Annotated in this window: 11 protein-coding genes; 8 read left to right on the top strand and 3 right to left on the bottom strand. The window is 39.1% G+C overall.

Features of this window, described 5'->3' with window-relative positions:
* The first annotated feature begins 29 nt into the window (after window positions 1-29).
* From ACFQ3S_RS04205 to ACFQ3S_RS04230, 6 genes are all read left to right on the top strand, one after another.
* Window positions 30-1,229 carry a serine hydrolase gene (locus ACFQ3S_RS04205; RefSeq protein ID WP_377161548.1) on the top strand — a complete coding sequence of 400 codons (1,200 nt, stop codon included), beginning with the start codon at window positions 30-32 and terminating at the stop codon, window positions 1,227-1,229.
* A 32-nt stretch (window positions 1,230-1,261) separates the two neighbouring features.
* Window positions 1,262-3,184, top strand: a complete 1,923-nt coding sequence (nagB, locus tag ACFQ3S_RS04210) for a glucosamine-6-phosphate deaminase (RefSeq protein ID WP_377161550.1) — start codon at window positions 1,262-1,264, stop codon at window positions 3,182-3,184.
* 198 nt (window positions 3,185-3,382) lie between these two features.
* A complete protein-coding gene (proB, locus tag ACFQ3S_RS04215; RefSeq protein WP_377161552.1) occupies window positions 3,383-4,462 on the top strand; it encodes a glutamate 5-kinase in 1,080 nt (359 codons plus the stop codon).
* A 2-nt stretch (window positions 4,463-4,464) separates the two neighbouring features.
* Window positions 4,465-5,712: a glutamate-5-semialdehyde dehydrogenase gene (locus tag ACFQ3S_RS04220; protein WP_377161554.1), complete on the top strand. Its 1,248-nt coding sequence runs from the start codon at window positions 4,465-4,467 to the stop codon at window positions 5,710-5,712.
* 338 nt (window positions 5,713-6,050) lie between these two features.
* A complete protein-coding gene (locus ACFQ3S_RS04225; RefSeq protein ID WP_377161556.1) occupies window positions 6,051-8,516 on the top strand; it encodes a bifunctional YncE family protein/alkaline phosphatase family protein in 2,466 nt (821 codons plus the stop codon).
* A gap of 30 nt (window positions 8,517-8,546) precedes the next feature.
* Window positions 8,547-9,353, top strand: coding sequence for a lysophospholipid acyltransferase family protein (locus ACFQ3S_RS04230; RefSeq protein WP_377161558.1), 807 nt, complete (start codon window positions 8,547-8,549; stop codon window positions 9,351-9,353).
* Window positions 9,354-9,606: 253 nt separating this feature from the next.
* Here the strand turns inward: ACFQ3S_RS04230 and ACFQ3S_RS04235 are convergent, their stop codons facing one another.
* Window positions 9,607-10,866 (bottom strand): hypothetical protein, encoded by a 1,260-nt coding sequence (locus ACFQ3S_RS04235; RefSeq protein WP_377161560.1) that lies wholly within the window; start codon window positions 10,864-10,866, stop codon window positions 9,607-9,609.
* A gap of 302 nt (window positions 10,867-11,168) precedes the next feature.
* Here ACFQ3S_RS04235 and ACFQ3S_RS04240 point away from each other — a divergent pair, with 302 nt between their 5' ends.
* Both ACFQ3S_RS04240 and ACFQ3S_RS04245 read left to right on the top strand, forming a co-directional pair.
* Window positions 11,169-11,483 (top strand): hypothetical protein, encoded by a 315-nt coding sequence (locus ACFQ3S_RS04240; RefSeq protein ID WP_377161562.1) that lies wholly within the window; start codon window positions 11,169-11,171, stop codon window positions 11,481-11,483.
* 375 nt (window positions 11,484-11,858) lie between these two features.
* Window positions 11,859-13,832 (top strand): right-handed parallel beta-helix repeat-containing protein, encoded by a 1,974-nt coding sequence (locus ACFQ3S_RS04245; protein ID WP_377161564.1) that lies wholly within the window; start codon window positions 11,859-11,861, stop codon window positions 13,830-13,832.
* A 31-nt stretch (window positions 13,833-13,863) separates the two neighbouring features.
* Here the strand turns inward: ACFQ3S_RS04245 and ACFQ3S_RS04250 are convergent, their stop codons facing one another.
* Together ACFQ3S_RS04250 and ACFQ3S_RS04255 are read right to left on the bottom strand one after the other, a co-directional pair.
* Entirely contained in the window at window positions 13,864-14,634 is a 771-nt protein-coding gene (locus tag ACFQ3S_RS04250) for a WecB/TagA/CpsF family glycosyltransferase (protein ID WP_377161565.1), read from the bottom strand.
* A gap of 401 nt (window positions 14,635-15,035) precedes the next feature.
* A complete protein-coding gene (locus tag ACFQ3S_RS04255; RefSeq protein ID WP_377161567.1) occupies window positions 15,036-15,557 on the bottom strand; it encodes an acyltransferase in 522 nt (173 codons plus the stop codon).
* Between the last annotated feature and the right edge of the window lie 4 nt (window positions 15,558-15,561).

Consider the following 15,561-nt stretch of genomic DNA (forward strand, 5'->3'; position numbering starts at 1 on the left):
GGCATTGGTATATTTATATCATCTTGTTAATGGTTATACTCACAAAAACAGGATTTGCCCAGCCACAAACCAATCAGTGGCTGGCAGAAATGTTACAGGCCAATGCCTCACTTTTCTTGAAGGATATTCTTGATAGACCGGATATTTACCAAGTACAGATTATTTATACCCGTATAGACCGCGATAAAAAGGGAGAGCCACATTTCACCAGTTTTAATTATAATGTAGATGCCGCACGGTACTTTTACCCGGCATCTACTGTAAAGCTACCTACCGTGGCACTTGCCTTAGAGAAATTAAATAAACTACACATAGCCGAACTTGATAAAAACACAGGAATGCTAACCGATAGCGGCCACAAAGGGCAAACGGCGATACATACCGATACCTCTGCCCAAAACAAGCTGCCATCTGTAGCCCATTACCTTAAAAAAGTTTTTTTAGTGAGCGATAATGATGCCTATAGCCGTTTATTTGAGTTTGTAGGCCAGCAAACGCTGAACGAGCGTTTACAGAACATGGGCTATACCAACACGCTTATTCCACGGAGGTTTTTCGTTATGCCCGATGAAGATCACCGCTACACCAATCCCATTAAGTTTATTAACGACCGAAAAACCGTTTATGAGCAACCTGTGGCTTACAGCACTTTTAAATTCGATTTTACAAAAGATCATTATATCCCGCGTGTAATAGCCAATAGCAAGGGCCAGTTAATAGCCGATACATTGAACCTGGCTACACACAATACCTTTCCGTTAAAAGATCAGCAGCAAATATTGCAGGCCATACTGTTCCCAAAATCGGTTAGTAAAAAGATGCGTTTCGATCTAAAAAAAGACGATTACGCCTTATTGTATGAGTATATGAGCATGTTACCGGCTCAAAGCAAATCTCCCGAATACAACGCTAAAACATATTTCGATACATACGGCAAGTTCTTTAGTTATCGGGCTGATAAACATAGCATACCTCCTTATATATATTATTATAATAAGGCAGGCTGGGCATATAATTTTCTTACGGATAATGCCTATATAGTAGATACCAGGAACCATGTGGAGTACATGCTGTCGGCAGTGATAAACCTTAACCGGGATACTGCCACAGGCGATCGCTACGAAAAGACCGGCTATCCGTTCTTTAAAGAAATAGGTGATATAATATATAAACACGAATTACAACGAACACATCCATATAAACCAGTGTTAACTAAGCTAATACCATAAAAGTTTAAGTTATCACAATATATAAATACACTATGCCAAGGTTAAATTTTTTAGAAGAAACCCGGTACGAAAAACTACCTGTAATAGTTTATCCTAACCAGCAGGAAGCCGCCAATCAGGTAGCCCGCAAAATTGCCATACTTATACGCGGCAAGCAGGAAATAGGTAAACCAGCCGTGCTGGGTTTGGCCACAGGTGTTACCCCTGTTAAAGTTTACCAGGAACTGGTACGGTTGCACAAAGAGGAAGGCCTGAGTTTTAAAAATGTAATTACTTTTAACCTGGACGAGTATTACCCCATGAAGCCCGATGCAGTGCAAAGCTACGTTACCTTCATGAACGAAAATTTGTTCGACCATATTGATATAAACCGCAGCAACGTACATATCCCCGATGGTACCCTGGCTATTGATGCCATGCAGTCGTTTTGTTTTAATTACGAAGTGCAGATAGAGAATTTGGGTGGTTTGGACCTGCAAATACTGGGTATAGGCCGTACCGGCCATATTGGATTTAACGAGCCGGGATCGGCACCTAACTCGGGTACACGCCTGGTAACGTTAGATGATTTGACCCGCAGCGATGCCGCACGCGATTTTGGAGGGAAAGAGAACGTACCAACCAAAGCCATAACCATGGGCATTGGCACCATTTTTAAAGCCCGCGAAATAATACTGATGGCTTGGAACGCCAAAAAAGCGCCCATTATTAAAAAAGCAGTAGAAGGCGAAATTTCCAGTGATGTACCCGCTACCTACCTGCAACTGTCAGACAATGTTGAATTTGTGTTAGACGAGGCAGCAGCATCTGAACTTACCCGTTTTGATACGCCATGGCTGGTAAAAGACTGCACCTGGACCGACGATCAATTGAAAAAGAAAGCGGTGATATGGCTGGCCAAAACGCTGAAGAAACCCATATTAAAGCTTACCGAAGAAGACTACAACAATCATGGTATGGCGCAACTGGCTGTAGAGCAGGGGCCTGTTTATAACATCAACATCGATATTTTTAATAAAATACAACATACCATTACCGGCTGGCCGGGCGGCAAACCCAATGCCGATGATAGTCAGCGACCGGAGCGTGCCCAGCCGGCACAAAAACGTTCTATCATCTTCTCGCCGCACCCCGATGATGATGTGATATCGATGGGGGGTACCTTTATTCGTTTGGTGGACCAGGGACACGATGTGCATGTGGCCTACCAAACATCGGGCAATACAGCAGTTTGGGACGATGATGTGCTGCGGTACGTTGAATTTGCTATTGATTTCGAAAACAGCATGGGCAACGATAATACCAAATTGAAGGCCGTGTACGATGATATGCGTCAGTTTATTGAGCAAAAGCGCCCCAACCAGTTAGATACCCAGGAAATACGCAACGTTAAAGGCTTTATCCGTAAAACTGAGGCTATTGCAGGTGCCCGTTATGCAGGCTTGCAAGATAACCATATTCATTTTATGGCACTTCCTTTTTATGAAACCGGCAAAACGCAAAAAAATTCGGTAAGCGAAGAGGATATACAACTAACTATAAATTTGTTGCAAAAAGTAAAACCGCAACAAGTGTTTGCCGCAGGCGATTTTGCCGATCCGCATGGTACGCACGTGGTATGCTTCAATATTATTTTAGAGGCCCTTAACCGGCTCAAACAAACCGAAGAATGGGTTAAAGATTGCTGGCTATGGCTCTACCGCGGTGCGTGGCACGAGTTTGAGACCTACGAAATTGAAATGGCCGTACCGCTATCGCCGCATGAAGTGTTACGCAAACGCAACGCTATATTTAAACACCAGTCCCAAAAGGATCATCCCGTTTTTCCGGGTGATGATATCCGGGAGTTTTGGGTTAGGGCCGAAGATAGAAACCGCGAAACTGCCGCCAACTATAACCACTTAGGCCTGGCCGAGTATGAGGCCATTGAAGCCTTTGTGCGATACCCGTTTTAAGTTAAGGCTCAATGCCTTATAACAAAAGTCCCTGTGAGCGCAACGGCGGCTCAAGGGACTTTTTTGTGTTGTGTGATATTATTGCAGAATCATCATCATTCAAAAACGTATCCACATGGCTTCGGTATTGCATGTTTTTTAAACAAACAATGGCTATATCAACTGATGTTGTTAATATTGCCGAATAACATACACCTTATGTCATTCAATTACCGGCGCATCATCATCAAAATTGGCTCAAATGTAATTACACAGCCTAACGGGTTACCCGATGTAAGCAGGATAGCGCATTTAGTTGACCAGGTTGCCGAAATTAAAAAGCAGGGTTTGGAAGTTATTTTGGTTTCGTCGGGTGCGGTTGCCTCAGGAAGAAGCCTTATTACAGTAGCCGAAAAGAACGATGCTGTAGCCATGCGACAGTTATTGGCATCAATTGGGCAGGTAAAATTAATTAATACTTACTCGCAGCTTTTTGAAAGGTTCGGTATGCTTTGCGCGCAGGTATTGGTAACTAAAGAAGATTTTAGGGACAGGCAGCACTACCTCAATATGAAAAACTGCCTCGAAATATTGCTGCAACACCAGGCAATACCAGTAATTAACGAGAACGATGTAGTTTCGGTAACCGAACTTATGTTTACCGATAATGACGAACTGGCCGGACTCATCGCCTCTATGCTTAACGCGCAGGCCCTCATTGTGTTAACAAATGTAAACGGTATATACAATGGCGATCCAAAGTTACCGGGTTCGGTTGTTATTAGCCGGGTTACCCAAGCCGGTATAGATTTTTCGTCGTTCATGAGTTCGGGTAAATCGCAGTTTGGCCGTGGCGGAATGATCACCAAATCAACCATTGCGCAAAAAACAGCTAAGCTTGGTATAGCAGTGCATATTGCTAATGGTACCACACCCAACATTCTTCATCAGGTATTAGCCAACACCGTTGTACACACGCAATTTGTACCTGATAAAAAGGCATCGGGCAAAAAAAAATGGTTAGCACATTCTGAAACCGCAGCCACAGGTGTTGTACAGGTAAACAATGGCGCCAAAACGGCTTTAATTTCCAGTAAGGCCTCCAGTTTACTGCCCATAGGTATTATCAATATTATCTCCGATTTTAAAAAGGGTGAAATCATTAAAATTGTTGATGAAAGCAATAAGTTGATAGGGCTGGGGTTGGCAGAATATGGTGCTGATAAGGCAAAGGAGCGGACAGGTCAAAAAAATCAGCGTCCGCTTGTGCATTATGACTATCTTTATTTACAAGCTTAGCAATGAATTATAAACAATATTTTGAGGATGCCGTAGCCGCGGGCAAAGGTTTATCATTATCGCCCGATTTCATTAATAAGGTATTGGTAGATGTAGCAAAAGCTGTTGTAGAACAAACCGGCTACCTGCTCCACCAAAATAATAAGGACCTGGAACGCATGGACCCGGCCGACCCAAGGTATGACCGGCTCACACTTACCGCCGAAAGAATTGCCGTTATAGCAGCAGATATAATAAACGTAGCCGCATTAGCAAGTCCGTTAGGGATACCTATTTCGGCCAGGTTAATGCCGAATGGTTTACAAATTTCTAAAATAAGCGTGCCGCTTGGCGTAGTAGCAGTTATTTATGAAGCACGGCCTAATGTTACTTTAGATGTTTTTACATTATGCTTCAAAACCGGTAATATCAGTATATTAAAAGGTGGAAGCGATGCCTATTATTCAAACATGGCTATCATCAAGGTCATTCATGAAGTAATGCAGCTACACAATATCAGCACTAAAGTAGTTACCTTATTACCAGTGGAGCGTGAGGCCACACAGGCCTTGTTAAATGCGGTGGGTTATATAGATGTGCTGATACCTCGTGGTAGCCAGGCCTTAATTAATTATGTACGCGACCATAGTAAAGTGCCGGTAATTGAAACCGGTGCCGGTATTGTACACACTTATTTTGACCAAAGCGGCGATGTGGAAAAAGCCGTAGCCATTATTGATAATGCCAAAACAAGGCGGGTAAGTGTTTGTAACGCGCTGGATTGCTTAATTATAAACAGCCTGCAATTACCTCAACTGGAACAAATTGCAGCACCGCTTGCCCGTAAAGGAGTAAAATTGTATGCCGATGAAAAGTCTTACCAGGTGTTAAAGGAAGTATATCCTGCCGGGCTGTTAAAAGAAGCCGGCCCTGAGCACTTTGGTACCGAATTTTTATCAATGGCCATGTCGGTAAAAACTGTCGATACTTTTCAACAGGCACTGGATCATATTGCCACGCATAGTTCAAAGCACAGCGAGGCTATTATATCGGAAGATGAGGCGCATATAGAGGAGTTCCTGAATAAAGTTGATGCCGCCGCAGTGTATGTAAATACCTCTACCGCTTTTACCGATGGGGCTCAATTTGGCTTAGAGGCCGAAATTGGTATAAGTACACAAAAGCTGCATGCCCGCGGGCCAATGGGGCTGGAAGAATTGACCAGTTACAAGTGGATAGTAAAGGGCAATGGGCATATCCGTACACCATAATACGATGCTGATAAGGTAAAATTTCTCAATGTGAAATCTAACAATGGTACAAACCTCAATATACTATAGATAATAGCCTTATTATCAGCTATTAGCTTAACCATATTTGGGGTAACTGTAATTGTTCTCCATTACAGTTTCTGGTAACTCTTATACATCTTACAACACAAACGATCTGTACGGAGATTTAACTTTGCCTTAACATGCAAAGAGCTAATTTTGATACGATAACTGATATGTTGCAATTCATCTAATTTTATGATGCGTAATAACGCGCTTCATGTAGGATGGAATTAAATATTATATCGCATTTAAATTTGGGTGTTCAAAATATTTGTATGAATTTTTTTAAGAGATTTAGTACGCATCAGCCTTTTGTGCTTTTGCTCATGTTAATGATGTTGGGTGGTTCATTGTATGCACAGCAGCCAACAAATAATCCTAAAGCACAGTCAATTTTGCTGCCCAACGGCTGGTCGTTAAGTCCTGCTGGCCGTTCAATAACTTTAGGGGACCTGCCTTTGAACATGGCATTATCACCCGATAAAAAATTACTTGCTGTAACCAATAACGGGCAGGGAAAGCAATTTATCCAGCTTATAGATCCAAACAGCGAGACACTGCTTCACCAGGTACCTATTGCCAAATCCTGGTACGGTATCCGCTTTAGCGATAATAATAAAACACTATACGTATCGGGTGGTAATGACAATGTGATATTAGCCTACCCTGTAACCGCGCAACAATTAGGCAAGGCCGATACCATAACGCTTGGTAAGGCTTGGCCCAAAGAAAAAATAAGCCCTACAGGTATAGATGTTGATAATAAAACCGGCCGGCTATATACGGTTACTAAAGAAGATAGCGCCCTGTACATTATTAATTTGCAAACTAAGGCGGTTATAAAGCGTGTTAATTTGAAGCATGAGGCTTACGCCTGTCAGCTTAGCCCGGATAAGGCAAAGCTTTATATCTCTCTTTGGGGCGGTGATCAGTTATTGGTTTTTGATACGCATACAGATAACCTTAGCGCAACAATAGCCACCGGCAGCCATCCTAACGAAATTTTATGCAGTAAGAACGGAAAGTATGTATTTGTAGCCAACGCCAATGATAATTCGGTATCGGTTATTAATGCCGGTTTCAACCGGGTTATCGAAACCATTTCCGCATCTCTTTACCCAACCAAATTAACGGGCTCTACTACCAATGGCTTAGCATTATCCCCTGATAACAAAACACTGTATATTGCCAATGCCGATAATAATTGCCTCGCCGTATTTGATATTACCGAACCAGGTAAAAGCAAATCAAAAGGCTTTATACCAACAGGATGGTATCCTACCAATATAAAAACCCTTCATAAAAAGATACTGGTAAGCAACGGAAAAGGCTTTGCATCTATGGCTAACCCTAACGGGCCGCAGCCGGTAAAAAAAACTGACAACAGCGCCAGCCATACCGGGGTTACCAATGTGCCCGAAGTACAATACATAGGAGGGTTATTTAAAGGAACCTTATCCATCATCGATCAGCCATCTGATGGGTTGCTTGCGGCATATGCTAAAAAGGTTTACGACAATACACCTTACAATAAGGATAAAGAACAATTAGCCAAGGGTGAAACCGGTAACCCTGTGCCGCAAAAAACGGGTGCAAAATCTCCTGTAAAGCATGTGTTTTATGTTATTAAAGAAAACCGTACTTATGACCAGATTTTAGGCGATATGAAAGAGGGAAACGGTGATACCAGCTTGTGTATTTTCCCGGAAAGGGTAACGCCTAATCATCATGCATTAGCCAGGCAGTTTGTTTTGCTGGATAACTTTTATGTGGACGCTGAAGTAAGTGCCGATGGACATAATTGGAGCATGGCAGCCTACGCCACCGATTATACCGAAAAAACATGGCCCATAAGCTACGGCGGTCGTGGCGGAACTTATGATTATGAAGGAAGCCGCAAAATAGCTTACCCCAAAGACGGCTTTATATGGGATTATTGTAAGCGTGCTGGTATCAGCTATCGTACTTATGGCGAGTTTGGCGAAGACGGCAAGGCAAACATTAAGGCACTGGAAGGCCATGTTTGTCCTGGTTTTGCGGGTTTTAACCAGGATATAAAAGACGTGGACAGGGTGAAGGCATTTAAACATGATTTCGATTCGCTGCTCACTATTGGTATGGTGCCGCAGTTCAGCACCATACGACTGGGTAACGACCACACCAGCGGACAGCGTAAAGGCAAGATCAGCCCAACATCGGCCGTTGCCGATAATGACCAGGCACTGGGCATACTGGTAGAATACATTTCTAACAGCCCTATATGGAAAGAATCGGCCATATTTGTTTTAGAGGATGATGCGCAGAACGGGCCCGACCATGTGGACGCTCACCGCTCTCCAGCGTTTGTAATAAGCCCGTTTATCAAACGGTCATCGGTAAACCATACCATGTATTCAACCTCGGGCATATTGAGGACCATGGAGCTTATTTTGGGTTTGCCGCCAATGAGCCAGTATGATGCCGCCGCTTTGCCGCTTTATAACTGCTTTGCCGCAACTGCCGATGTTACCCCTTATAAAAATATACCCGCACAAGTAAGTTTAGATCAACGTAATGTGGTGTGGAATAATAGCGCAAAAAAATCTGAATCGTTTAACCTGGCTAAAGAGGATGCAGTGCCCGACCTGGAGTTGAATGAGGTGGTTTGGAAATCGGTAAAAGGCGAAAACTCCATTATGCCTGCCCCAAAAAGAAGTGCTTTCATAAAGCTTCAGCAAAAGAAAAAGGATGATGACGATTGATATAAGAAACTTAATTACAGGTAGCCGATAATGATATCTAAGCATGACTTTTCAAAAGCTACCGGTACAACAGGTATGCCCGGCCTTGCCCCGTTTTTAATGCGGTTGATGAAAATTGATGCATTTAACAAACTGATGGATAATGCTGCAGGACTTGAGGGCGTTGCATTTGCCGATTATTTGCTTAAAACACTAGGCATCTCTATTGAGATAAACAATAGCGAGCTGGATAATATTCCTAAACATGGAGCTTTTATTGTAGTGGCCAATCATCCGTATGGTGCTATTGAATCGTTGGCATTACTCAGCATACTGGTTAAGCAACGGCCAGAAACCATGTTCATGGGCAATTTTTTACTGAAAAAGGTACCTAACCTTGCCGATTATATCATTGCTGTAAATCCTTTTGAGTCTATAAAACACAGTTCAAGTATAAGCGGATTAAAAAACACCATACGTATGCTTAAAGACGGCATTCCTGTCGCTATATTTCCTGCCGGTGAGGTGTCATCATACGATCAGCAAAGTAAACAGATCACCGATAAACCCTGGCATCCTATTGTGGGAAAGATCATAGCTAAGGCCAATGTGCCTGTAGTTCCTATTTACTTTCATGGAAATAACGGTTTATGGTTTAGCCTGCTCAGGTATATACATCCATCGCTGCAAACAGCCATGCTGCCTACCGAACTATTTAATAAAAAAGGACATGTACTGCGTGTATGTATAGGCCAGCCTGTATTAAGCGCTAAATTGAACGAGAGCCGCGATAGTGTTATGCTATTGGAGCATTTAAGGCATACCACCTACGCATTAGCTAATGCAGGCAGCTCATAGTATTAACCAAATTGATTGACTGATACCGATTCATTATCAAGCCGGATATTTTGGATAAGTACGTTCTCATCACATACGGGACAGTTAAAAACTAAAATTTTAACAGGGCTGTTAAACGCGCCGATAAGATCCTTACTGGGTATCTCAATTAAACCCTGATGTTCGGGGCAAAGTATTTTCATAAGTTCAAAGCTAAATGTTGATTGTAAGCCTAACTTTAGCTTTAGGTTAAATAATTGTAGCGTACGTACATTTATTGTAATATAACTGCTCCCTGCTGATAGTAAGCTTTAACAGATTTACGCAGGTAACCGCCATCATCGTCGCTGGTTTCGTTGGTACCTGTAATTCCATCGCCTTTAGTATCCATAAAACTCGTACAATCATGGGCACCCCTGCCAAACAAAAATGCTATAACCCCGGCATCTCCGTATTGCTTCAGTTTATCTAAGTTTGCACGTTCGGCAACGGGCTGTAAAAAATACTCTGCCTTATTATCTTTGAAATGTCCGCGCGAATTATTACAAGTATTGGTAAGCGAGTTGCCAACGGGTATTTGCCATAAGATGATTTTTTGGCCGGTTTGCCGGTTCAATTTTTTTAAAAAGCGTCGGAAGCGTTCAAAATCACTTAAATTTCCATTTTCTGCATTACCTTCGGTTGACCATGCAGCATTAGTTTTTCCGTTCACAACTTGTTCATAACCAGCATCCCGGTCGGTAAACTCAGAAAATATAATATCAAACCGTGCATTTAACGATTTATAATAAGCAGCTGTTTCTACAGCCAATTGCTCGGGGTTGTGTTTGCCTTTTATAACATCGTACCCGGTTGCCCATTGAGATGCATGCCAGCCCAATAGTACGTTGGGGGCATAGGTATTACGCATACTCACTATTGCTTGTGCAAAGCCTTTGGCATCGTTAGTAAAGCTCTTTACATCGCTATAATTGCTTTCGCTAACCCGTATCACACTTTTGGTCGGGTCGTTTTTAAACATTTGCATATAACCCAACAAGTCGGGTTCAACATGTATAATTACTTTTTTACCATAATTAGAGCATATTTGCAATAAGAGTTTCCAGTCTTCAAAATATTTGTTCATCACTTCGGCATCGGCCAAATTAGCCAAAGCCGGGTCTTGATTTCGCATTTTAGCCGGCACTAAGTTATAGTATGTAAAAACTGGTATTTTACCTGAATTGCCAATTTGTACTAAAAATCTTTTGGCGAAATCGCCGGTAGGAGAGTTCCAGGTTGTCCAACCGTTTGAAAATATATCTCCGGCCAGGTACTGGTATTGATAATCGGTTTCTTTGATGTAACTCGTACTTTGCGATATATCACCTTCAGTACCAAAGGCTATGCGCTTAGGCAAGCCAAACGGCACCCTGGAAGTATCAATCGATGTATCTTCAGTTTCTTCAATTTCCTCATTAATTCCGTTGCCTTTTTTACAACCGCCAAATGTAACCAAGAGTAAAAACAAAATTAAAAAACTACTATGTTTCATGCAATAAAGTTTACCCGATATAGAAATATAATTATGCAATCAGGATAACGAGAGGTAAGATAACCAATTGTGTAATATTTTGATAATTAAAAATCATTTAATATTTACAAACCTACCTTAAAAAATTGCGGCAGGTTACTATGTAATATTCAATAAACTATAAAAAAAACTTCATAATTCGTATTATTAACAAAGTATTATTTATAATTGTATTATTCTTTGTGTTTAAGATAAGCTAAGTTGATTTACATTTTAGTTAAATAATATTGTAACTTAATTTTTAGCGGGCCGTATAAGGGTATATGAAGCTGCTTGAATTAAAGAAAAACGTTAAAAGAAATCTAAAGCTCATTTTTATAAATTCTAAAGTGATAAAGGATAACAATAAAATTAACGATAAAAAAATGCGCGACATTGCAGATCAACTTAAAACTGATTTGCCTGGTTGCGGGTTTGCCTTGCTTGCTTTTGATATTCATAATAACGAAACATGTGCAAACTACGTGTCTAACGTAGAAGATGATTATATGATACATGCATTAGAAATGCAGTTGAATATTTTAAAAAATAAAAAATCTGCCAAGATTATAAGCGTACTCAAATCGGGTTCTAACTAATATCAATAGGTATCCTGCCTTTATCCAAATTTCAGAGCTGACCAGCTGGCTTGTTTATTTATTATTATGATAATTATTATTACATAATTATAAATTCATCGCCATTATTTAATCCTTAAATAAATTATATTCCGGTAATAAGTTCTGTTTTAAAAACAGTGTATATAATTTTGTACATTTTGTTTAAAAATAAATACACTTATTTTGATAATTTACGTAACAAAAATTCTACTTTAGCGTAAACAATTGAAATTTAGCTTGTAGCGAACCCCAAAAAAAAATAACGGGATTTTTTCAAGTTAACAAAAAAGTATTTTATTGTATTTTATTTAGTTCAATAAAATAATCAGCTAAATTAAGATTATTGTAATTGATATGAAAAAAGGAGTTAAGTGTAATCTTTTATTAATCGCCATCATATTGTTTTGTAACCAAGCCTATGCTGTTAGTTATTATTTTTCGAGCACATTAGGCAATGATGATTACACCAGCTTACAAGCGCGCAATCCAGCCACACCTTGGAAATCACTCGAAAAACTAAATACATTTTTTAGAAATATTAATACCGGGGACTCGATCTTGTTTAAAAGAGGCGATGTGTTTTATGGGTCGATAAATGTTACCAAATCGGGTGCTGTATTTGCTCCCATACATTTTGGTGCTTATGGTACAGGCAAAAAACCTGAAATTAACGGTCTTGCTACTTTAAAAAAATGGAAATTAGTAGGTAACGGTATCTACGAAAGCAATTGTGAAACTACAGGCAATACCTTGATTTTAAATGGTGTACAGCAGGCTTTAGGCCGTTATCCTAACAAAGGTTATTTAAGTTTTGAATCGCATAGCGGCAATAATTCTATAACTGATAATCAATTAAACGAGGCAATAAACTGGGGTAGCGGAGAAGTAGTAATCAAGAAAACCAGGTGGATTATTGACCGTAACAGTATAGTTTCGCACAAAGGAGGTACAATTACTTACCGTGCAGGAAATACTACCTATGTACCAACAAACGGTTATGGTTATTTTATACAAAATAATGTTAAAACGCTCGATCAGTTTGGTGAGTGGTATTTAGATTCGGTACATCATAGCATGATGGTGTATTTCGGCAATAAAAACCCTAACAATTTTGTAGTTAATACAAGTGCCGTAAATTATATTGTTGATGTACGCAGGTATAACTATTTAACTTTTGATGGTCTTACTTTTACAGGCGCGGGAAATAACGCTTTTAATATTGTACAATCCAAGAAAATAAGCATTATCAATTGCAGCATTAATTTAACCGGCACCGAAGCCATTATAGCTTCATATTCTCCTTTTTTAACTGTCAAAGATTGTATTATCGATCATTCGCTTAGCGGAGGCATAAATATGGATGCAGGTTGTGTAAACGCGACTATTGCTAACAACACCATAAAAAATACAGGTTTACTACCCGGCATGGGCAAAAGTAATTCTGGAACCTATGAAGCTATAACCAGTTTTGGCGATAATACTAAAATTGAGAAAAACAGAATTGATAGCGTTGGATACAATGGGATTTATTTTGGCGGAAATACTTCAACCGCAAAGAATAATTTTATTACTTATTTTTGCTTAACTAAAGATGACGGTGCCGGCATATACATTGGAGACTGGTCAAAAACCGTAAATAAAAAGGTAATTGGTAATATTGTATTGCACGGTGTTGGTAATAGCGAAGGCACGTTGCATACCAACTCTATGCAAGCAGAGGGTATTTATATTGATGATAACACCGAGAGCGTTATCATTACCAATAACACGGTATCATTGTGCGCTAATAATGGTATAAAAATCCATAATGCCAAAGATATTGACATTTTTAACAATACTATAGTTGACAACGGTGTACAATTAAGAATGGAGCAGGATCATTACATTGCTACCAGTAGCTACATTAGAAATAATAATGTAAGAAATAATACATTTTTTGCTAAAACAGATACACAGCAAACTGCCAAGTTTTCTACTCATCAGGATGATATAAAGGCTTTCGGGCAAATAGACAGTAATTTTTACAGCAGTCCTAAAAATTTAGTAACGGCCATTAAATCATCAAGTGTTAAAAATGGAAAAACAGTTAATTCCAGCTATACGCTGGTAAATTGGAAAGCTAATTCTGGTAAAGACCGTTTTTCGAGCGAGCTACCAACTGAAGATATTTTATTTGAATATAATGCAAGTAACGAGGTTAAAACCATTACTTTAAAAAAAAAGTACACCGATGTTTACAAAAAAAGCTACAATAATAAAGTAACTCTCGATCCCTATTGTTCTATTATATTGGTTGCTAATAAAACGCTGACTTTAGCAAGCAACTAATTGCAGTATTCACAATATAGGTAAGGCCTAATTAATGGGTAATACTTTGCGTGCGAGGCTTTTTAAAAATAGATTTTTTAATTCGCTCTTTTGCTATAAGCCATATAAATATTGGGCCATAAAGGAGGTATCGTCTCCACAATCTATTAGGTTCATTAATTAAACGTCCTAACCACTCTAAGCCGAGGCTAATCATCAAATTACTGGGTCTTTTAACTGTACCTGCATAAAAATCAAATACAGCACCTACAGTACAAATGATCTTGGCTTTTATTTTATCTTTATTTTCATAGGCCCATTTTTCCTGCTTAGGAGCGGTCATGCCAATAAATAATACATCAGGCTGAAATTTATTAATTTCCTGGATCATTTCCTGGTTTTCTGTTGCGGTAAATACTTTTTTAAATGGTGGGGAATAGCTACCTACTTTTACATGAGGATACTCAACAGACATTTTAGCCTTTATTTGGTTAAGTGTTTCATCTGATGCACCAAGGTAAAAGCAACTACCTCCTTTACTTTCCAAATCATTTAATAAATGTTGATGAAGGTCTGCACCAGATATTTTTTTTATGATTTTCCCATTCATTAAGTATTCGGCTGCAACCACCGAAATGCCATCTGGCAATAATACATCAGACATTTGTAAAGACTTTTTGAAGCCCATGTCCTCATTAGCCATGCAAAATGAATATTGGTTTATAGTATTAACTAAAAGTGAAGATTTAAAAGGAAGCTCACTTAACGTTTTAGTATATAAAGGATAATCAATAAAATTTTCTATATCTGCAGTGTGTCTCATATAGTGTACAGTATCTTTGTAATTAACCTAAACATTACAGTATGATTAATTAATCGTTTTTTTAAATGTGTTGAAGTTAAATAAATAACTCTGAAAGTATTTTAAAATTTTAGCTACTTAACTCCTAAAAGATTTAATAACTCATTAACAGTTACTTATATAGTAAATGAATGTTAATTTAAAATTTTATTATTCATAAAATTTTATCTGTATAATTTGGAAAGCTAAGTGATTTAAAAAATCTATTTTCCTAATTTAATAACAACTTTAAATACTACTTGCTAATATTAATGTATTGTGCGTAAATAGGCAAAATTGCTGCCATATTGCTCAAATAGGGGTTTTATTTGAAGAATATCTATTGGGTATAATTTATTATATTATTGGTTAAAATCAAATATCTATCTAATTAAATCTAAGTGTTCTTTAAGATCTTCAATGGAGTTGAAGCGGTTTTTGATTTTTTTAGCTGGTACACCTGCATATATCGAAAACGGCTCCACGTCTTTGGTAACTACGGAGCCGGCAGCTATAATACTACCTGTTTTAATAGTAACACCACTCATAATCGTTGTTCCGTACCCAACCCAAACATCATCCTCAATAATGGTAACATTATTAAGTCCCAACCATTTGTAATTTTTATCACGTATTTGTAGCGCAAGGCGTATAGGTACGCCAATTTGTTGGTAATGATGGTCATACCGTCCTACAAGAGCTACGCGATTAGCCCAGATTACGTTATCGCCAATAATCACATCGCTTTCAATAAACGAATCGCGGCCTATGTAAAAATTTTTGCCTATAGTTACTTGTTGCCTGGCCCATATCCTCACCCTAATACCACAATAAAAGCCACTACCTATCTGGTATTTGCGATAAATAACTTTCCGTAAAAACTCGTTCCTTAATTTTTTTAGCACAGTT

The sequence above is a fragment of the Mucilaginibacter terrae genome, assembly GCF_042679325.1.
In the GTDB taxonomy this organism is placed as follows: domain Bacteria; phylum Bacteroidota; class Bacteroidia; order Sphingobacteriales; family Sphingobacteriaceae; genus Mucilaginibacter; species Mucilaginibacter terrae.